18 protein-coding genes and 1 pseudogene are annotated in these 17,848 nt (G+C 60.3%); all 19 read right to left on the bottom strand.

Translation table 11 applies throughout. The features are described from left to right. Positions 1–58: 58 nt before the first annotated feature. Positions 59–1,072 (bottom strand): MraY family glycosyltransferase, encoded by a 1,014-nt coding sequence (locus ACQKPZ_RS21295; protein ID WP_427541871.1) that lies wholly within the window; start codon positions 1,070–1,072, stop codon positions 59–61. Further along, positions 1,069–2,040, bottom strand: coding sequence for a UDP-glucose 4-epimerase family protein (locus ACQKPZ_RS21290; protein WP_427541868.1), 972 nt, complete (start codon positions 2,038–2,040; stop codon positions 1,069–1,071). Before ACQKPZ_RS21290 ends, ACQKPZ_RS21295 begins: the two co-directional genes overlap by 4 nt. Then, a complete protein-coding gene (locus tag ACQKPZ_RS21285; protein WP_427541865.1) occupies positions 2,040–3,140 on the bottom strand; it encodes a DUF1972 domain-containing protein in 1,101 nt (366 codons plus the stop codon). Before ACQKPZ_RS21285 ends, ACQKPZ_RS21290 begins: the two co-directional genes overlap by 1 nt. Then, a complete protein-coding gene (locus ACQKPZ_RS21280; protein ID WP_427541862.1) occupies positions 3,130–4,221 on the bottom strand; it encodes a glycosyltransferase family 4 protein in 1,092 nt (363 codons plus the stop codon). Before ACQKPZ_RS21280 ends, ACQKPZ_RS21285 begins: the two co-directional genes overlap by 11 nt. Then, positions 4,218–4,925 carry an acyltransferase gene (locus ACQKPZ_RS21275; protein ID WP_427541859.1) on the bottom strand — a complete coding sequence of 236 codons (708 nt, stop codon included), beginning with the start codon at positions 4,923–4,925 and terminating at the stop codon, positions 4,218–4,220. Before ACQKPZ_RS21275 ends, ACQKPZ_RS21280 begins: the two co-directional genes overlap by 4 nt. Further along, complete coding sequence (locus tag ACQKPZ_RS21270) at positions 4,922–5,770, bottom strand: hypothetical protein (RefSeq protein ID WP_427541856.1); 849 nt, start codon at positions 5,768–5,770, stop codon at positions 4,922–4,924. Before ACQKPZ_RS21270 ends, ACQKPZ_RS21275 begins: the two co-directional genes overlap by 4 nt. Continuing rightward, entirely contained in the window at positions 5,730–6,995 is a 1,266-nt protein-coding gene (locus ACQKPZ_RS21265) for a hypothetical protein (RefSeq protein WP_427541853.1), read from the bottom strand. The genes ACQKPZ_RS21270 and ACQKPZ_RS21265 overlap by 41 nt, the downstream gene beginning before the upstream one ends. A 2-nt stretch (positions 6,996–6,997) precedes the next feature. After that, positions 6,998–8,431 (bottom strand): hypothetical protein, encoded by a 1,434-nt coding sequence (locus tag ACQKPZ_RS21260; RefSeq protein ID WP_427541850.1) that lies wholly within the window; start codon positions 8,429–8,431, stop codon positions 6,998–7,000. A 3-nt stretch (positions 8,432–8,434) separates the two neighbouring features. Further along, entirely contained in the window at positions 8,435–9,706 is a 1,272-nt protein-coding gene (locus tag ACQKPZ_RS21255; RefSeq protein WP_427541847.1) for an O-antigen translocase, read from the bottom strand. 9 nt (positions 9,707–9,715) lie between these two features. Further along, on the bottom strand, positions 9,716–10,822 hold the full coding sequence (locus tag ACQKPZ_RS21250) for a DegT/DnrJ/EryC1/StrS family aminotransferase (RefSeq protein WP_427541845.1): 1,107 nt from the start codon (positions 10,820–10,822) through the stop codon (positions 9,716–9,718). Further along, positions 10,815–11,285 (bottom strand): acyltransferase, encoded by a 471-nt coding sequence (locus ACQKPZ_RS21245; RefSeq protein WP_046615538.1) that lies wholly within the window; start codon positions 11,283–11,285, stop codon positions 10,815–10,817. The genes ACQKPZ_RS21250 and ACQKPZ_RS21245 overlap by 8 nt, the downstream gene beginning before the upstream one ends. After that, positions 11,278–11,652, bottom strand: a complete 375-nt coding sequence (locus ACQKPZ_RS21240; RefSeq protein WP_427541933.1) for a sugar 3,4-ketoisomerase — start codon at positions 11,650–11,652, stop codon at positions 11,278–11,280. Before ACQKPZ_RS21240 ends, ACQKPZ_RS21245 begins: the two co-directional genes overlap by 8 nt. A gap of 66 nt (positions 11,653–11,718) precedes the next feature. Next, positions 11,719–12,249, bottom strand: a pseudogene (gene rfbC, locus ACQKPZ_RS21235) (dTDP-4-dehydrorhamnose 3,5-epimerase); the annotation flags it as partial. 128 nt (positions 12,250–12,377) lie between these two features. Then, positions 12,378–13,424: an LPS O-antigen chain length determinant protein WzzB gene (locus ACQKPZ_RS21230; protein ID WP_427541842.1), complete on the bottom strand. Its 1,047-nt coding sequence runs from the start codon at positions 13,422–13,424 to the stop codon at positions 12,378–12,380. 221 nt (positions 13,425–13,645) lie between these two features. Beyond that, positions 13,646–15,076, bottom strand: coding sequence for an MBL fold metallo-hydrolase RNA specificity domain-containing protein (locus ACQKPZ_RS21225; protein WP_427541840.1), 1,431 nt, complete (start codon positions 15,074–15,076; stop codon positions 13,646–13,648). Between the two features lie 102 nt (positions 15,077–15,178). Continuing rightward, positions 15,179–15,442: a lipopolysaccharide assembly protein LapA domain-containing protein gene (locus tag ACQKPZ_RS21220; RefSeq protein WP_427541837.1), complete on the bottom strand. Its 264-nt coding sequence runs from the start codon at positions 15,440–15,442 to the stop codon at positions 15,179–15,181. A 19-nt stretch (positions 15,443–15,461) separates the two neighbouring features. After that, on the bottom strand, positions 15,462–15,758 hold the full coding sequence (ihfB, locus tag ACQKPZ_RS21215) for an integration host factor subunit beta (RefSeq protein ID WP_003252675.1): 297 nt from the start codon (positions 15,756–15,758) through the stop codon (positions 15,462–15,464). Between the two features lie 218 nt (positions 15,759–15,976). Next, positions 15,977–17,047 carry an acyltransferase family protein gene (locus ACQKPZ_RS21210; protein ID WP_427541834.1) on the bottom strand — a complete coding sequence of 357 codons (1,071 nt, stop codon included), beginning with the start codon at positions 17,045–17,047 and terminating at the stop codon, positions 15,977–15,979. An 80-nt stretch (positions 17,048–17,127) separates the two neighbouring features. Continuing rightward, positions 17,128–17,848, bottom strand: a 721-nt coding sequence (locus ACQKPZ_RS21205) for a S1 RNA-binding domain-containing protein (RefSeq protein WP_427541831.1), incomplete at its 5' end; no start/stop codon positions are given.

Below are 17,848 nucleotides of genomic sequence, written 5' to 3'. Positions count from 1 at the left end.
AAAACCTCTTAGGGCATTCCAAAGTGACATGTCTACTGTCTTCGTCCTATCACTTTAGCTAGTGTTCGAGCTCACCGGCGCGCCAGCGCACGGCCAGATAGGCCAATGGCAGGTAGGCGATGATCACGCCCCACACGCCGTCCAGGCCCAACAGCAACACACACAGGGCTACCGGCAGCAGCCAGAACAGGTTTATAGCTGCCACCGCCAGGGTTACCGGCAGGTGCCTGCCATAGTGACGAGAGGCAAACTGGTAGGCATGGCTGCGGTGCGCTTCGTACACCTTGTCACCGCGCAGCAAGCGGCGGATGAGGGTAAACGTGGCATCGACCACGAACACGCCCAGCAGGATCAGCCAGCACCAGAACAACTGCGGTGAGGCCCAGGCTGCCTGCAGCGACAAACCCGCCAGCACGATGCCGAGAAAGCCGCTGCCAGCGTCGCCCATGAAGATCTTGGCCGGCGGGAAGTTCCAGAACAAAAAGCCCAGCGTTGCTGCGGCCAGCAACAGCGGCAATGCCATCAACTGCGGCGTACCGGCCAGGGCCGATAGCACCACCATGCCCAGGCAGGCAGTGACCGCCTCGATGCTGGCAATGCCATCAATGCCGTCCATGAAGTTATAGAGGTTGAGCATCCACACGGTGTAGAACGCCGCCAAAATGAAGCCGAACCACTGCAGGTCGAGGGTAAAGCCGAACACCTGCAACGGCGCCAGGCCGCCCAGCCAGTACAACATCCACGCGGCTGCGGCGAAATGGCCAAGCAGGCGCCAGCGGGCAGCAATGTGGCCGTGATCGTCCATAAAGCCGATTACCGCAATCAGCGCCCCAGCCCCGCCAATGGCAACCAGCGTCGCCAACGGCACGGCACCGGCCATGCCCAGCACCGGCAAGCTGGCCAGGAAGCTCAGCACAATGGCCACACCGCCACCCCGCGGCGTGGGCACGGTATGCGAACTACGCGCATTGGGTACGTCGATGATCTGTTTGTTCAGGGCGTAACGCCGCAGCGCTGCTGTCAAAAGCAGGGATGCCCCTGCGACGAGGGGAATAAGCCACCAAGCCGTCATTTGTCTTGCCCTTTCAAAAAGTTGAGTGCCGTGACCCTCAGAGCCTGGTCCACATCCAGTGGGGGCTGCCAACCCAGCAGAGTACGGGTTTTGCCACTGTCTACCTGCAGCGATCCGCACAGCCGCTGGGCAAGCCCGCCCTTGCCGGCAAGGGTCGCCGCCCCTTTCAACCAGGTGGCGGGCACCGGCAGCAACCTGGCGGGTTTGCCCAGCGCCTTGCCCAGCCGTTGCAGCAACTCAGTGGTAGACAGGTCATGGCCATCACTGGCCAGGAAGGTCTGGTTGGCGGCGGCGGGGTGGTCGATGCAGGTCACCAACAAGTCCACCAGGTTGTCCAACGCCACCAGGCTGCGCTTGTTGTGTATGGCGCCAAACGGCAGCGGCACACCTTTGCTCAGCCAATTCATCATGCTGCGGAAGTTGGCCTTTACACCAGGGCCGTACACCAGCACCGGGCGCACGATCACCACTTCCAGGCCGGTTTGGGCAGCCAGTTGGCGCAGGCCGTCTTCGGCTTCGCGTTTGGAAATGCCGTAAGGGTCTGATGGCGCAGGTGCCTCATCAGCGGTGAAGGGCTGGCGGCCGTCAGTGGTTTCGCCGTTCACCTTCACCGAGCTGACAAAAATGAAGCGCCGCACACCTGCCTGTGCCGCAGCCCGGGCAAGGCTCAGGGTACCTTCCACGTTCACCCGACGGAACTCGGCAAGCGGATCAGCGGCGGTTTCCTGCATGACGTGCACGCGGGAGGCCAGGTGAATCACGGTGTCCACCTGCTCGAAATGGCCGGTTGCCCTATCCACCGCCGCCAGTTCGCTGAAGGGCCGGTAGTCGACCCCGGCCAGCCCCTGGGCGGGCAGTTGCCGCACCAGCGCGCGCGGCTCCCAGCGTGGGTCGCTGGCAAGCCGCTGCAGCAGCACCTTGCCGACAAAGCCACTACCACCCGTGGCAAGAATGCCCTGCCCAGCCATCAGCCTTTCCCCAGCAGGCGGGTAAAGACACTGCGGTACTGCTCGGCCACCACCGACCAGCGGTAACGGCGGTTGGCAATTTCATGCAGCCGCATCGACAGTTGCGCACGTGCGTCGGCATCGCCCATCAGCGCCTGTACGTGGTTGCGCAGCGAGGTGCTGTCGGCAAAGTACAAGGCCTGGTCTTCAGTTGTGGCGCGGTTGAACGACACATCGAAGGCCACCACCGGCAAACCTAGCCACATGGCTTCGACCAGCGAAGGGTTGGTGCCGCCGGCACTGTGGCCATGCAGGTACACCGTGGCATTGCTGCGCAGCGGGCTCAGTTGCTCGACGTCGTAGATCGGGTCCAGCAGGTGGATGTTGCTCACCCCTTCGTACTGCTTGCGCAACTGCACGCCGTACTCGCTGTGGTTCCAGTTGCCGATGATCGCCAACGGCATGCCCGACCCGGCAAAGGCCTCAAGAATGACGTGGATGTTGTTTTCCGGTTCGATGCGGCACACCGTGAAGGCGTATGGCGCACCCAGGAACGGGTACGCCTGGCGGGCTTGCTCGGTTGGCTCCCCGGCCCGGGCCTGGTCACCACCGTAGGCGATGAGTTCGCTGGGCTTGTTGTATTCGGCGGTCACATACTCCTGCAGCACCTTGTTATCGGTGATGACCGCATGAGCAAAGCGCACGGCTACGGCTTCAGACAGCTTCAGGAACCAGCGGGCGAAGTTGGACCATTTGGCGCGCTTCCATTCGTAGCCGTCGATGTTCACCACGATCGGCTTGCGCGTCAGCAGGCGCATGAATGGCAAGGCGATACAGCCGGAAACCCCCAGAATCAGCATCAGGTCATGCTTGCGGTAAGCGTGCAGCATGCTCAACACATCATAGGGGATGCTTTGCACGCCATTGGCTTTGAGGTTCAGGTAAACCAGGCGGGCACGTTCGAAAAACGCTGGGCGCTCGGGGTAATGCGGTGCGCTGCAATACACGGTGAGCTCGCAGTCACCCGGCAAGTTGCGCACCAATTGTTCGGTCAAAGTTTCCCAACCACCGTATTGGGCGGGCAATCCTACCGTACCAATCACTGCAATCTTATAGGTCATCAAACACCATCACGATATTCTTCTGGAAGTTGGCGGTGGAAAACTCACTCGCTTTCATGCGTGCGCGTTCAGACAGTGCCTGACACGCCTGTGGGTCCTGCGACAGGCGCGCAACCGTGCGCACCAGTTGCTGGTGGTTTTTCGAGTCGATCTGGTAGCCCTCTACGCCATCGCTCACCAGTTCCACCGGGCCGCCTGCTGGGGGCACGATGGTCGGGATGCCGAAGGCCATGGCCTCGAGTATGGTCAGGCCGAAGGTTTCGACCCAGCCATCCAGGTGGGACAAGTTCAGCACCAGGCTGGCCTCGCGGTAGAACTTCGCCACATCCGAACTGGCCGGGCTCAGCACCAGGTTGTTCGGCAGCGACTTGCCGGCAAAATAGCTGTCCACCTCCTGCGGGCTGGCGTTGAGCACCAGGGTGAACTTCAACTGTGGGTCGCCAGCCAGTGCGCTTGCCAGGGCAACGAACTCGCCCACCCCTTTGTAGCCTTTCAACGACGCCAGCATCAGCACATTGAAGCGGCCAGCGTGCATGTGCTGGTACGGCGTGGCCATCGCCTGCTGCTGAAAGCCTTCGGCCAGGCCGTTGTAGACGGTCACCGCCGGCACCCCAGCCACGCCCTCCTGCGCCTGCAAATACTTGGAAACGTACACCACCTTGCTGGCACAGCCGGCAATTACCCGGCGCAGGAACGCCTTCAACACTGCAGGCCGAATCGAGGTTTCGTGCACGTGGTAAACCACCTTGGCACCGCGCAAGCGGGCAGCCAGGGCAGCACCGAACGGCAGCATGGTATTGATCAGCACAACCTGCCCCGGCCGCACCCGGCGCAGCAGGCTGAAGAACAGCACCACCTGCGAGCCAGCGTAGGCCAGCAAGGTCAACCAACGGTTGTCGAAGCGCTTGTAGGCAAACTTGCAGGTACGTACCTGCAGTTCATCAAGTACACCGTTGCCGCTGCTACCCACATGCAGGGTGCAATCGGCGCCACTCTCCTGCAACGCGGTGATGGTCTGGTTCAATACCCGGGGGCTACCGCTGTAGTCATTCAACAGATGAACAAAGTGCAACGTTTTCATGCAATCCCTTCTTCAGCCACGCGCGCCTTGATGAACTTGGCCGGCACGCCGCCATAAATCGAGTTCTTGCGATACACACCCGCCGCAACCACCGCCCCTGCTGCGAATATGCAGCCATCTTCGATCACCGCACCGTCAAGCACGGTGACCTTGGCGCCGATCCAGCAGTTGCGGCCAACCTTGATCCCCTGGCGTGTAACGCCCTGCAGGCGGATCGGTTGCAGCGGGTCTTCGAAGTTGTGGTTCTCCGAGTGGAAGCTGACGAAGTTGCCGATGATGGTGTCGCTGCCAATCTCGATGCCGCCGGCACAGCCCAGGAAGCAACCGGCGCCCAGGCCGACGTTGTCGCCAATCACCAGGCCCTTGCCGATATTGGCCAGGCTGCCGGTGCACTCGATGATGATGTTTTTGTTCAACGACACGGCGGTGCCGAAGCGGATACCGTCGTTGGACAAGGCATCGACGAAGCAGCCCTGGTCGATCACCAGCCCGGGGCCGTACTCGATCTTGCCCACTTCCTTCAGCGTCACCCCCGCGCCGATAAACGCCAGCCGCCGCCGGCGCAGGCGGATCACGCCTCGGCAGGCCATCAGCAGCTTGCTCACGATCAGCCCCAGCAGGTAGCCCGAGGAGATCCGTCGGTCGATTTCCATTGGCCGTTTTTTAACCAGCAACACCAGTTTTTCGAGCAAGGCATGCATCATTTCACGGCCCTCACCTGGGTAAACAAAGCCTTGACGAAAGCCGGGCTGCGGTAGGCCACGGCCTTGCGCAGGGCGGCGTAGACCAGGTACAGGTCGAGCAGGCCGCGCTGCACCAGGCTGTGGGACTCGAAGCTGATGCGCAGACCGTGGATCATTTCTTCAAAACGGAACAAGGCGCGCTCGGGGGTATCGGCGCTGTGCTCGGACAGGTCGTGGGCAATTTCCACATTCAGCACGCAGGCCTTGGGGAAGTAGCCTTCATAGCGGATGAAAAAGTCGGTATCGGTGGCATAAAAGCGCAGCCGCTCGTCATAGAACGGTTTCATGCGCTCAAAGCACGCGCGGGTGAAGATCAGCCCGCTGTTGATGCCCAGCAGGTTTTTCGAATCCACCAGCCCGGGGGCCACAGCGGGGGTAAGGCGGCCCATGAACAACCAGCGCTGGCCGGGGCTGACCAGCTGCCCATGGCTGACCAGCCGCGGCATGAACACACCCACTTGGTCACCACCCGGCGCACTGCGCACCTGGCCGATCTGCGCCAGGCAGCTGGACAAGCGGATGTTGGAGTAGTTGGTGTCGTCGTCCGAAATCATGAACAGCTCGACCCCGGCAGCAAACGCCTCGGCAGCGACCTGGTTGTAGATCACCGAGAGCCGCTGGTTGTGCGCCTCGTACCAACGCACACCTGGGCACGGCTGTGCCACGCCTGGTGAGTTGTTCCAGACGTACAGTTGCAGGTTTATGCCTTCGCCTTCCAGCAATGCCTTTTGCGCGAGCAGTGACTGCAGGGCGATCGAGTCCTGGCTAGCTTTCCGATACAGAACGATCAGAACTGCCAAGCTCAACTTTTGTTCTTCTGTTTTCACCAATGATCACCATCACCACAATCGCAAAAATGTAAAGGACCACGCTGTTCGTATAGGACTGGAAAAAGAACGAACTGAGGAAAAACGGGTAACTGGCAATCACGAAGTTGCCCAGGCCGTTTTTCCACGCGCTGGCATGCGGCCTGTCCCGGACGATGATCGTCACCAGCTTGTGGTACCAAAGAATCAACCCGGCCATGATCAGCGCCCCGACCCAACCGCAAGTGGCCAGCAGGTTCAGCCAGAACGAGTCGAACCAGTACGGCTGCCCCGGGCCTACTGAGCCAAAGCCATAGCCCATGGGGTGCGCGCTGAGCACCTGGTACATGTGCAGCCACTGCCGCTCACGGTCCAGCGCCGACAGGTCCTGTGTGTAGCCCATAGACAGGTAGGCGAAAATCGCCACGGTCAGGCCAACGAACTGCAGGTACCCCAGCAGGGAGATCAGCCAGGCGGTGCGCAGTACCCGCGCCACCACCAGCATCGAGCAGATGCACACCAGGCCGATCATGGCAGTGCGCACCGAACCGATCGCGACCAGCCCGCACAGCAGCACGAATGCAGCGCTGAGCAGCAGGCGCCGGGTCAGCGACCATTTGCGCCCACTGAGCAGCACGGCCAGGGTCATGGCGGCGGTATTAAGGATGACTGCGGAAAACTCCAGAGTACCGGTGAAAAAACCGGAAACCCGCGGCAAGCCGTCACGCATCGAGTTGTAGGGCTGCAGTTCGTAGCCTTTGGCGCTCAGCAGCGGCCAGTACCAGAACTGCTCGGCCGAGGCGATGGTCAGGTACTGATACAGCGCATACACGCCGGTGAGCACACTCATGGCCAGCACCGACCAGTACACATGGCGCAGTTTTTTCTCGGTCGACACGGCCTGCGCCCATATGGCCACCGCCATGCCGACGAACACCGGCACCGCCAGCGCGCGGAACATGCGCACCGACGAGGCGCTGAGATCGCCGAACAGCAGGTACAGGAAGGCGAAGAACAGCACGATCAGCAACGATCGCCCCACCTCGAGGTTGACCATGCCGCGTGCCGTGACGCTGGCCAGGGCCCGCAGCAGCAGCCACATGATCACCAACAGGCTGATCATTTCGCGCCAGCCGGCAAAGGCACTGCCCAGCCCCAGCGTCAGCACGATGTAGTCGCTGAGGAACAGCAGGCCGAACAACACGCCGATAAAGATCTTGATCACACTCACCCTCTCGCTCTGGCAAGCCTGGCCAGCCGCAACAGCGTGACCTTGATCAGGATCTTGATGCGCGGCACCCAAGCGTAGGAAAGCAGAGTTCGCAGCGCCAGGTTCGTGTCGATGCGGCACAAGGCGTCGAAGACATCCGCAGGGATCATGCTAGTGACCTTACCTGTCGGTTTCATGAAATCGAGGTTGCCCGTCCACGGCAGCATGGCTGCCAGTTCGTTCTCGCAGAATTCGCCACGTTCGATACAGGCCAGGTAGCGTGCCTTGACCGCTTCTACCGAATTCACCCGCTGTACGGCCTCGACCACCGGCGCACTGGGCTGCGGCTGCTCGATGCTGGCCAGCAACTGGCCAACGCCGGGCACTTTCAGGCTGTCTGCCGGGGAATAGCCCTGGATCGGTGCCACCAGGCCCACACAGCGACGGCCTTTAAGCAACTGCTCGGCGAACGCTGTGCCGCCGGGAATGGGGTAGCTGTCCAGGTAGAAGTCAGCTTTTTCGGCAAATGCCAGGTAGTCCTTGTACGGCAGGTGGCGGCGGATGAAAAAGCGCGTCGGGTAACGCAGCTTGACCGTCCACCACCAGGTATTGGTCAGCGGGTTGGCGCCGATGATCCAGCACTCGGCTTTGGGGAAGCGCTCGAGAATGGCAGTGATCGACGGGCGCATGTCCAGGCCGCCGTGGGGCTTGTACTTGGCCGCGGAGGCTGCGCTGAATACCTTGATCCGCTCATGTGTCGGCGAAGCATCCGGCACCTTGGCCCCGTTGGTCTCGATCGGGATCGCCAGGAAGCTCTTCTGGCAGGTGAGGTGTTTTTTCTTGTCCAGGTGGTGCCCGTAGGCGCTGATCTCGAAATATACGTCGGCAACCGAGGCGCCAAAGCTGAACACGTGGTCGGCGTGGTTGACGAAATACACCGTCTGTGTGGCACCACGCTGCTGCTTCACCAGGCCGCAGGCGACGGTGGTGATGATGTCATCCGGGTGGATGTGCAAAACGACCTTGTCGTACCGGGCCAAGGTGTCGACGACGGATTGCAGGCGGGCACACGGGTCATCACCGTGCGCCACTTCAATATGGGCGAAGTAGCCCGCCAGGCGTTCAAGCACCTCGGGCTTGGCACCGCGTGTTACCAGCAGGTCCACCGGGCCTTCGTGCATGTGCGCCAGGCGCTCCATCAGCCGGGTATGGCCGCCCTGCATGTAAGGTTCGCTGACCACATGCAGGCACCCGCGCGACTCGCCGTTGCCGGCAGGCACCTTGACCAGGCTGGCGCACTGGGCCACCAGGTGGCGCTCCAGCGCGGCGGCCTCATAGATGTTCAGGTCCACGGCCCAGAGCAGCGCACCATAGACTTGCGCTTGAGCCAATGCTGGCCCTGGCGCTGCCTTCAGTATCCGTGCCTGCAGCTGCTCTACCACTTGCTTCATTGCTCAGCTCCGTGCCGAATCAGCGACAATCGACGGCAAACGCCGGAAGACTGCGAAATACATCACAATCGCATACAACAGGTAATTGACGGCGTAGGCAAGTGTGACCTTGTCATAACCCCAGAGTTGCGTGAGGTACACCGTCAGGCCGTAAAGCGAGAGGGTGGCGAGGATTTCGGTTACCAGGTAAAGCCGCGTCAGTGCCTTGCCCAGCATCAGGTAGGCCATCAACCAGCTGGCAATCTTCAGGCTGTCGCCCACCATCTGCCAGGCGAACAGTTCGCGCATCGGCAGGAACGATTCAGAAAACAGCACCTGGATGATGAAGTCGCGCAACAGGTAGATCACCAGCCCGGCCAGGATGGTCATGGGCAGGATCAGCTTGTAGCCCTGCAGCATCTCCCGGCGCAATTCACCAGCATCCTTGAGCTCGGACAGCCGCGGCAGGTAGTAAACCGCCAGGGTCGTGGTAATCAGCATCAGATACGCCGAACTCAGGCGCCACATGGCCTCCCAGTAGCCGGCTTGTTCCCAGCCAAAGGTATTGCCCAGGTAGTCACGCAGGAACACATGGCAAACCGGCAGCGAGCAGGCGGTGACCACGGCCATCAGCGCGAACTTCGACAGCCGCCCCAGGGCCTGGCGGTCCAGGCCACCAAAGAAGTCGCCAAGGCGGAACCAGGGCGTGCGCATGCAGATCAGCAAGGTGGCGACAAAGCTGATCGACTGGTACACCGCCAGCGCCACCAGGGCGCCGTACAGTCCCATCTGGATGGTCAACGCACAGGTGACAACCAGCGAAATCAGGCTGCCGAGAATGTTGGCCAGCACATAGCGCGGGACATCTTTCTTGCCGTTCAATACGCCCAGCAACAACGAGTTGAAGGCGAAGAACACCAGGGTGGCGGCAAACCACAACAGCACCGTAGCCAGCGATTCATCATTGAAGAACCAGTTGGCCAAAGGGTTGCGCAGCACGATGATCAACACCGCCAGCAGCAGCGAAACCAGTACCGACAGTGTGCCGGCGGTTCTCCACACCTTGCGCTGCTCTTCGGGCTGTTCGGCGAACTCGGCCGTGTACTTGGTCACCCCCGTGCTCACGGCACCGCTGGCCAGGGTGGTGAACATTGTCACCGCATTCTGCAACTGGCCAATGGCCGCGTAACCGGCCGGCCCCACGTACAGGGCCAGCACCTTGTTCAGGCCAAGCAAGGTGGCCATTTTTACTGCAACCGCTATTGCATTGAGCAGGCTGGTTCTGATCAGGGTCATACCTGGCACTCAAGGACGCGAAAAGCTGTTGCAGGCGTCAATGACGTGCTGGATGGCTTCGACGGTCAGGGTCGGATCCATGGGCAGGCTCAGCACCTGCTCATGCAGCCGCTCTGTCAGCGGCAGCGACAGGTCGGCCAACTGCGGATAGGCTTGCTGCCGGTGCGGCGGGATCGGGTAGTGCACCAGGGTTTGCACGCCCTGCTGCGCCAGATGCTGCTGCAATTGTTCACGGCACTCGCTGCGCACCACGAACAGGTGCCAGGCATGCTGGCCGGCCACGCCCGGGTCGGGCAACTGGATGGCAGGGTTATCGATACCGGCCAGGTACTGCTGCGCCACCTGCTGACGCAGGCGGGTCTCGTTGTCCAAGTGCGCCAGCTTCACGCTCAACAGCGCGGCCTGCAACTCGTCCAGGCGGCTGTTCACCCCCTGGTACATGTTCATGTACTTCACCTGCGAGCCGTAGTTGCGCAGCGCTTTCAGCGTTTCGGCCAGGGCATCGTCGTTGGTGGTGATCGCACCGGCGTCACCCAGCGCACCCAGGTTCTTGCCGGGATAGAAGCTGAAACCCGAGGCATCGCCCCACGCGCCGGCGCGGCGCCCGTCAAGTTCGGCTGCGTGGGACTGGGCGGAATCTTCCAGCACCAGCAGGCCATGGGCCTGGGCGAAGGCGTTGATTGCCGGCATGTCGGCAAGCCGGCCGTACAGGTGCACCGGCATGATCACGCGGGTACGCGGGCTCAGCGCCTGCGCCAGGTTGTGCGCGCCGAGGTTGAAGCTGCCTTCATCGGGCTCCACCAGCACCGGCACCAGGTTGTTTTCGGTAATCGCCAGAATGGTGGCGATGTAGGTGTTGGCCGGTACCAGTACCTCGTCGCCGTCGGCGATACGGCCCAGTTGCTTCCAGGCACGCAGGGTAAGAATCAGCGCGTCCAGGCCGTTGGCCACGCCAACACAGTGCTTCACCCCGCAGTAACTGGCGAATTGGGTTTCAAACTGCTTGAGCTTCTCGCCCATGATGTACCAGCCCGAGTCGATAACCTCGGTGCAGGCATCGATCAAAGCCTGACGGTACTGCGCATTCACACCTTGCAGATCGAGAAACTTAACCATTGCGGTCTATCACCCTGATAATTTTTGCTGGATTCCCTACAACAACGGCATAGGGCGGGACGTCTTTCGTCACCACAGCCCCTGCCCCCACCATGGCGTACTCGCCAACGACAACGCCTGGCAGCAAAGTGGCATTGGCGCCAATGCTGGCGCCCCGTTCCAGGGTAATGCCGTTGAATTGCTCCGGGTAAACCTTGGAGCGCGGCATCGCGTCGTTGGTAAACGTCGCATTGGGGCCGATGAACACGTCATCGGCAATACGCGTACCGTCCCATAGGTAAACGCCGGACTTGACCGTAACGTTATCCCCAAGCACCACATCGCCTTCAATCAGGGTATGGGCGCAGATGTTGCAATTACGCCCGATCTGGGCACCTTTCATGATCACCACGAATTGCCACACCCGGGTGCCTTCGCCGATAGCATCGCTTTTCACATCGGCCAGTTGATGAATGCTAGGCATTGCGCTTCAGCTCCGTGAACGTTGTGTAGTCACGAATGTAGTCGCCCTCGTCGTAATGGGCGTCTGCAAGCACCAACAGCACGCAGTCCGGGCTGAAATCATGCATTTCGTGCCAGACCATGGGCGGAATCAGGATGCCCTTGTTGAAGGCGTCCAGCCAATGGTCGGTGCGGGTGGTGCCGTCATCCATGAGCATGCGGCAGCGCCCGGACACGCAGATGGCCAGCTGGTTGAGTTCTTTGTGGGCATGGAAGCCGCGGGAAACCCCAGGCAGCGTCTCGGTCAGGTAATACACGCGCTTGATGGCGAATGGCACGTTGTCCAGGGCTTGCAGGGCCACCAGTTGGCCGCGGTGGTCACCCAGCACCTTGAACAGTTCGACCTGGGCCAGCGCCCCATCCTCGGCAGTGCTGAGGTGATGGCGGAACGACGGGGCCTGGTTGTCCTTTTCGCTGACGATTAGACCGTCGCGCATCGGCCAGTCAATGGCCAGGTCCGGGTCATCCCAGTGGATACTGCCTTCGGCAGCCTTGTTATAAACATCCGTGGTTTTGTAGAGGAAGTGCGTTTCGTCCTCGAGGGCAATGAAACCGTGCGCGAAACCCTCGGGAATCCACAGCATGCGGTTATTGCGCTCGGTCAGCTCCACCCCTACCCATTGGCCGAACGTGGGTGAGCCTGGGCGAATGTCGACGGCGACGTCGTAGGCTGCACCGCGCACCACCCGCACCAGCTTGCCCTGGGCATGCGGTGCGCGCTGGAAATGCAGGCCGCGCAGCACGCCACGATGAGACATCGAATGGTTGTCCTGGACGAACGCACGGGGCTTGCTCAGGCCGAGTTCGAGCAAGGCGCCATGAAAGCGGGTTTCATTGAAGGTTTCCGTGAACCACCCGCGATCATCCTCGTACACGGCGGGTTCCACTATGACTACATCGGGAATGTTCGTTTGAACAAGCTTCATCGGTAAACCTTTGGCGTGAATTTTTGTAGGGGCCAGTCACGCTGGCCCCCTTTATTTCTGCAGTTTCACCGTTCGCACGGCAAATGTCTCGCGGTAAATGTGAGGTAAGCGATGTTGTTCGTTTGCGCTCACGCCCGACGCCGTTGCAAATTCTGCAAGGCATATCGCAGGGTGGCAATCAGGCAACCGAGGCCAAGGCCAACAATCACACCCATGGCAATGATCAAGCTGCGTTTTGGTTTAACAGGTACATCCGGTTGTTCTATCGTGCCATCCAGTTGGTAGACATTAACATCGCGCTTTGCCGCGACCAGTCCTTGGTAAAACTGCTGGCGGGTTTGTACTTGCCGCAGGTCTTCAATAAACGGATCTTCGCTTTTACGCTGTTGCAAGTTGGCAATTTCTGCGGCCAGCGCCTTGCTGCCACGCATGTAAGTCAGTTCGCCATCCATTTTCGACGACAATGCCTTGGACACTTCGCCGTTAATCAGCGGTGGATTTTCCAGGCCAATGGCATTGGCAATACGCAGCGCCTCTTGCAGACGGGTAATCTTGTCTTCGCGCTGCCGCTGGCCGTTTTCACGCAAGTTCTGCAGTTCCAACTGCAGCGCGCTGGCGCGAACTTCGGCTTCCTTGGTGGCATCGTGCAACAGCTCGGCCTTGGCCGCTGCGCTGGCCTGGTCGACATAGGCGGCAGCCCACTCGGACGCCACCGCAGGATCACGCCCGCGGAAGGCGACATACGCCCGCGCCGGCTCACCTGCCAGCTGCACTACGTCGAATGAGCCGTTAAACGCTGCATACAACGCACCTTGCGCGCCCTGCCCCGCAGAAGCCGAAGGCAAGTAAACTTGCTTGAAGAACTGACGACGCAGCGTCTCACCATTCAAATGCTCGACGAAGATATCAAAAACCTTGCGCGAAGTGAAAGGCTCAAGGCCGGTCTGACTGGTACGCCCGTAGTTGAGGTCAGCAATATCGCTGGCAGAAGGCGCGGCCAGAAAAACTTTCGCTTCATAAAGCGGTTTAGTCAAAAGCGCGTAAGCCAGCGCCACTGCGGTAACTGCAAGCGTCACCAGAAAGATGAGAAGCTTTTGCCGCCACACCCCTTCCAGAAATTCAAGCAGGTCGACTTCCTCACTTGTGCTACTGCGGCGCTCAAGATCATTGCGCATTTCTTGTCTTTTTCCTTGGGTCTGACTGTGTACACGGTTTCTGGCATACCAAAACTACGCGAGCTACTGCGCGGGACCGGCTGAGGCATACGCCCCCCAGTGTAGCGGCATTATGCCAACAATTAACCTGTCCAGAACCTGGGGTTAGCCGCAGTAGATGAACCACACCTCGATTAGTTCCCGCCTTACGTCGCCGATGCCACAGTTGTCAGACCAAGGGTTCAGGCGATAGAGACTTGCAGGTCCCTCCCTGCCCACCCAGCCTGCCTGCGCAGAGCACCTTGCAGCGCCTGCTTTGCAGCCTCTTCGCCATGCACCAGCAGCACTTTGGCGGGCGGCTGATGGCCACCGAGGGCAAACCTCACCAGCCCGTCCTGATCCGCATGCCCCGAGCACCCCGCCAGCGTCATGACTTTTGCCCGCACCTGGTACATTCGCCCGTCCAGGTCGATCTGCACAAAGCCCTCAGCGCCCTCACTGGCCTGTATCACCGCGCCGGGCGTGCCCTTGGCCTGGTAGCCGACGAATATCACCTCGTGCCGAGGATCGCCCAGCATGCCCTTTAGGTAATTGACGATACGCCCACCCGAGCACATGCCGTTGCCCGCGATCACGATCGCTGGCCGGCCGGTGCTTTTCAGGTAATTGACCACCTGCTGATGGCGAGCATGGGTGTCCACGCTGATCAACTGGCTGAAGCCGAACGGATCGCGCCCTTCGGCAAGGCGTGCCCTGGCTTGTGTATTCCAGTAATCGTGCAGTTCCCGGTACACGCCAGTAATGCGCTGAGCCAGCGGCGAGTCGAGGATGATCGGCAACTGCGACCAATCGAGCGGGTCAGCTTCGGGGGACGAGGCCGATGCCGTCAGCAGGGACTTGCGATGCAGAATATCTTCCAACTCATACAGCAACTCCTGGGTGCGACCCAGACTGAAAGCCGGGATGAGGATGGTGCCCTTGTCAGCCAGGGCGCGATCGATGGCATCTTCAAGACGCTGCCTGCGGTCGCCCGCCTGCGCATGCAGGCGGTCGCCATAGGTGCTTTCCAGCACCAGTACATCAGCACGCTCGGGCGGCTGCAACGGCCGCAGCAAGGGGTTGCCACAAGCGCCCAGATCACCTGAGAACACATAGCGGCTATTGGCCTTGGCATGCTGCATATCGCACTCGACATAGGCCGAACCCAGCAGATGGCCGGCGCGCTGCAGACGAATACGGCAAGAGAGGCCAGGGCGCTCGACCACCGCGTGCCACTGCTCGAACGGCAGCGGCACGATAAGGTCGCGAATGAAATCGATATACCGAGCCACCCGCGCAGGCTCGCTGCTGATGCTCAGCCTGTACGCATCCTCCAGTACCAGTGGCAGCAGTCGTGCAGAGGGCTCGCTACACAGGATGGGGCCGCGAAAGCCGGCAGCCAGCAGCACAGGTATGCGGCCAACGTGATCAAGGTGGACATGGGTGATGATCAGGGCCTCGATGCCCTGCACACCGAAGCCAAGCGGCACGCTTTCAGCACCCGGTGCCGTATCAGCACCTTGCTCCAGGCCGCAGTCGATCAGCAGACTGCTGGATGGGTCGAGGTGCAGCTGGTGGCAAGACCCGGTAACGCCGCGGGTTCCACCGTGATGGGAAAGGCTGGGAAATTCCATGCTGCACACACTCGCCTGGGCCGAAAATGAAGTGGGCTATTACTCCATGACGGCCAGTGCATGCATAGGTGAGGCTTTCCTAAACAGGCGTAGGAAATTTCCTTAGTTGCCGCTCAGCGCAGCCTGCCGAGCAGACGCCCTGATTCTGCGCTTGCTCCGCTGTACGCCGTAGGCACCCAGCAATGGCCCGACGGCCAGACCAACGACCAATGCTGCCAGCACCAGCACGGCAACCGGCACTTCCGGCGCAGCCCAGCCAAACAGGACCAACGATACGGCCTGCTGGTTCTCCAGCACGAAGAACAGAACCACAGCCGCCAACAGCAGCACGAATACCGCCGCCAGGGCGCGCTTGAGGTTACGCATCAGATTGCTCCTTGAATGATCAGGCTTCGGCCTCGTCTTCTTCATTGACCCGGTCACGCAGCTCTTTGCCGGGCTTGAAATGCGGCACGAACTTACCTTCGAGGCTGACCGACTGCCCGGTCTTCGGGTTGCGCCCAACGCGAGGGGCGCGATAGTGCAGCGAGAAGCTGCCAAAACCGCGGATCTCGATGCGATCGCCGGTAGCCAGGCATTGCGACATCTGTTCAAGCATGGTCTTGATGGCCAGCTCTACGTCCTTGGACGAGAGCAGCCCCTGATGGGTGACAATACGTTCGATCAGCTCCGACTTCGTCATATTTTTCCCTTCGTTATCAAGCAGCTAGATCATTGCTTAACCAGTTTGTAGCACGCCGGGAAGGATTTGAACAGGGTGGAACTTGACTTAATAAAAAAATTCAAGATTGAAGTTTTACAAGAATGGTCTAGGCAACAAGCACCGACAGCCCCTGTGGGAGGGCTGGGTGATCCCACAGGAGAAGGTGCGACCATGGAAATCGAGACCTGCGCACACGATCAAGCCAACTGCTGTCGAGCGGCCGCCCGGGAGAAACGCTTGCGCATCGCCAGCGCAGGCTTTTCCACCAATACCCACGACACGTACCCCGCCACCCAGGAGGCCGGCACCGCGGCCAGCATCAACCAGTACGGCCCAGCCCAAGGCATCGCCCCCGCCAGCAATTGCTGGATCGGAAATGCATACAGGTAGATACCGTACGAGTAATCCTGCACCACAGCAGGCAACTTCACCTGCGGGCAATAGGCAATATACAAGGTCGCGTAAATCGTCAGGATGGCAAATGCAAAGACTTCAAAGCGCCCGCCCTTGCTCAACAGGAACAACGCGACACAGGCAAACAATAGCCAGCCGCTATGCGGAATCACCGACCGGCAGGAATAGAACGCCGAGCCTGCCAGGAAGCATACCACCAGCTTGAACGGGTACTCCCCATACCCCGGATGCAGGGTATGCAGCCCCAGCGCAACCAGCAGCGCCGCCACGGTAATGCCCGCCGTCGGCCAGCGGCAGAACCTGGCCACCAGCACCAAGGCCCCAAGTACCAGGTACATGCGCATTTCCAGCGGGATGGTCCACAAGCTGCCATTCACCGAAACCCCTTGGAAGCGTGGGGTAAAGGTCACCCCAGGCAGCACGAACTGGGCATTGTTGAAAATCAGCAGTGGGCTGTAGAAGTACTTGTACACCTGGCCTTCCGAGAAATACTCGGCAAGCGGCAGCGCGGTCGCCACAGGCCCCAGCACAAAAGCCATGAGGAACAAACACACCACAAGACCCGGTAGGATCCTGAGCGCACGCGCCAGGTAGAACTCCCTGATACTGTTGCGCTCACCACTGGCAGCGATCAGGAAACCGCTGACCATGAAGAACACCTCCACCCCAAGGCTGTGGACCGGCACCGGCATACCCAACTGCATTGCAGGGTCGGTGCAACTCAGGCACTCCAGATAGGAGAGCGCAAAAGAATGCCCAATGACCACTGCGGTTGCCGCCAGCAACCTGATAACCAGGAAATTGTTATCACGCCCGCGACCTTTCATGACGTCGCCAAACATCAACATAACCATCCCACTCCGACGATCATCGCCATTTCCGGCACAAAAAAAGGGCGACCCGAGGGTCGCCCTTTTTACCGATCAAACAGAACTCAGTTCTGCTTGGCCATTGCTTCGCGCAGCAGCGCAGCCATGGTGGTGTCGGCAGCAGCTTCCGGAGCGTTTTTCAGGCTCTGGATGGCTTCACGCTCTTCAGCGTCGTCTTTCGATTTGATCGACAGGCTGATCACGCGGGACTTGCGGTCAACGCTGATGATCTTGGCTTCGATCTCTTCGCCTTCCTTCAGGACGTTACGCGCGTCTTCAACGCGGTCACGGCTGATTTCGGAAGCTTTCAGAGTGGCTTCGATGTCGTCGGCCAGGGTGACGATGGCGCCTTTGGCGTCAACTTCTTTCACGATGCCCTTGACGATAGCGCCCTTGTCATTGACAGCAACGAAGTTGGAGAACGGATCGTCTTCCAGCTGCTTGATGCCCAGGGAGATGCGCTCGCGCTCTGGATCAACCGACAGGATGACGGTTTCCAGCTCGTCGCCCTTCTTGAAACGACGTACGGCTTCTTCGCCGGTTTCGTTCCAGGAGATGTCGGACAGGTGAACCAGGCCGTCGATGCCGCCGTCCAGACCGATGAAGATACCGAAGTCGGTGATCGACTTGATGGTACCGGTGATCTTGTCACCCTTGTTGAACTGGCCGGAGAAGTCTTCCCATGGGTTGGACTTGATGAACCCAGCCAAGGCATGCTGTACCGGCGCGAGGCCATGGTATCGCCGCGCGTCGAGCAAAATGTCCTCAGAGCCGTGCGTTTGCTGG

The sequence above is a fragment of the Pseudomonas sp. NPDC089547 genome, from assembly GCF_050280665.1.
Lineage (GTDB): Bacteria > Pseudomonadota > Gammaproteobacteria > Pseudomonadales > Pseudomonadaceae > Aquipseudomonas.
This window is presented reverse-complemented; position numbering and strand designations above follow the sequence as displayed.

Excerpts from the sequence above, each read along its gene's own strand:
- ACQKPZ_RS21295 (WP_427541871.1), bottom strand. The coding sequence starts at position 1,072 with ATGACGGCTTGGTGGCTTATTCCCCTCGTCGCAGGGGCATCCCTGCTT.
- ACQKPZ_RS21290 (WP_427541868.1), bottom strand. The coding sequence starts at position 2,040 with ATGGCTGGGCAGGGCATTCTTGCCACGGGTGGTAGTGGCTTTGTCGGC.
- ACQKPZ_RS21285 (WP_427541865.1), bottom strand. The coding sequence starts at position 3,140 with ATGACCTATAAGATTGCAGTGATTGGTACGGTAGGATTGCCCGCCCAA.
- ACQKPZ_RS21280 (WP_427541862.1), bottom strand. The coding sequence starts at position 4,221 with ATGAAAACGTTGCACTTTGTTCATCTGTTGAATGACTACAGCGGTAGC.
- ACQKPZ_RS21275 (WP_427541859.1), bottom strand. The coding sequence starts at position 4,925 with ATGATGCATGCCTTGCTCGAAAAACTGGTGTTGCTGGTTAAAAAACGG.
- ACQKPZ_RS21260 (WP_427541850.1), bottom strand. The coding sequence starts at position 8,431 with ATGAAGCAAGTGGTAGAGCAGCTGCAGGCACGGATACTGAAGGCAGCG.
- ACQKPZ_RS21255 (WP_427541847.1), bottom strand. The coding sequence starts at position 9,706 with ATGACCCTGATCAGAACCAGCCTGCTCAATGCAATAGCGGTTGCAGTA.
- ACQKPZ_RS21250 (WP_427541845.1), bottom strand. The coding sequence starts at position 10,822 with ATGGTTAAGTTTCTCGATCTGCAAGGTGTGAATGCGCAGTACCGTCAG.
- ACQKPZ_RS21245 (WP_046615538.1), bottom strand. The coding sequence starts at position 11,285 with ATGCCTAGCATTCATCAACTGGCCGATGTGAAAAGCGATGCTATCGGC.
- ACQKPZ_RS21230 (WP_427541842.1), bottom strand. The coding sequence starts at position 13,424 with ATGCGCAATGATCTTGAGCGCCGCAGTAGCACAAGTGAGGAAGTCGAC.
- ACQKPZ_RS21225 (WP_427541840.1), bottom strand. The coding sequence starts at position 15,076 with ATGGAATTTCCCAGCCTTTCCCATCACGGTGGAACCCGCGGCGTTACC.
- ACQKPZ_RS21220 (WP_427541837.1), bottom strand. The coding sequence starts at position 15,442 with ATGCGTAACCTCAAGCGCGCCCTGGCGGCGGTATTCGTGCTGCTGTTG.
- ihfB (WP_003252675.1), bottom strand. The coding sequence starts at position 15,758 with ATGACGAAGTCGGAGCTGATCGAACGTATTGTCACCCATCAGGGGCTG.
- ACQKPZ_RS21210 (WP_427541834.1), bottom strand. The coding sequence starts at position 17,047 with ATGGTTATGTTGATGTTTGGCGACGTCATGAAAGGTCGCGGGCGTGAT.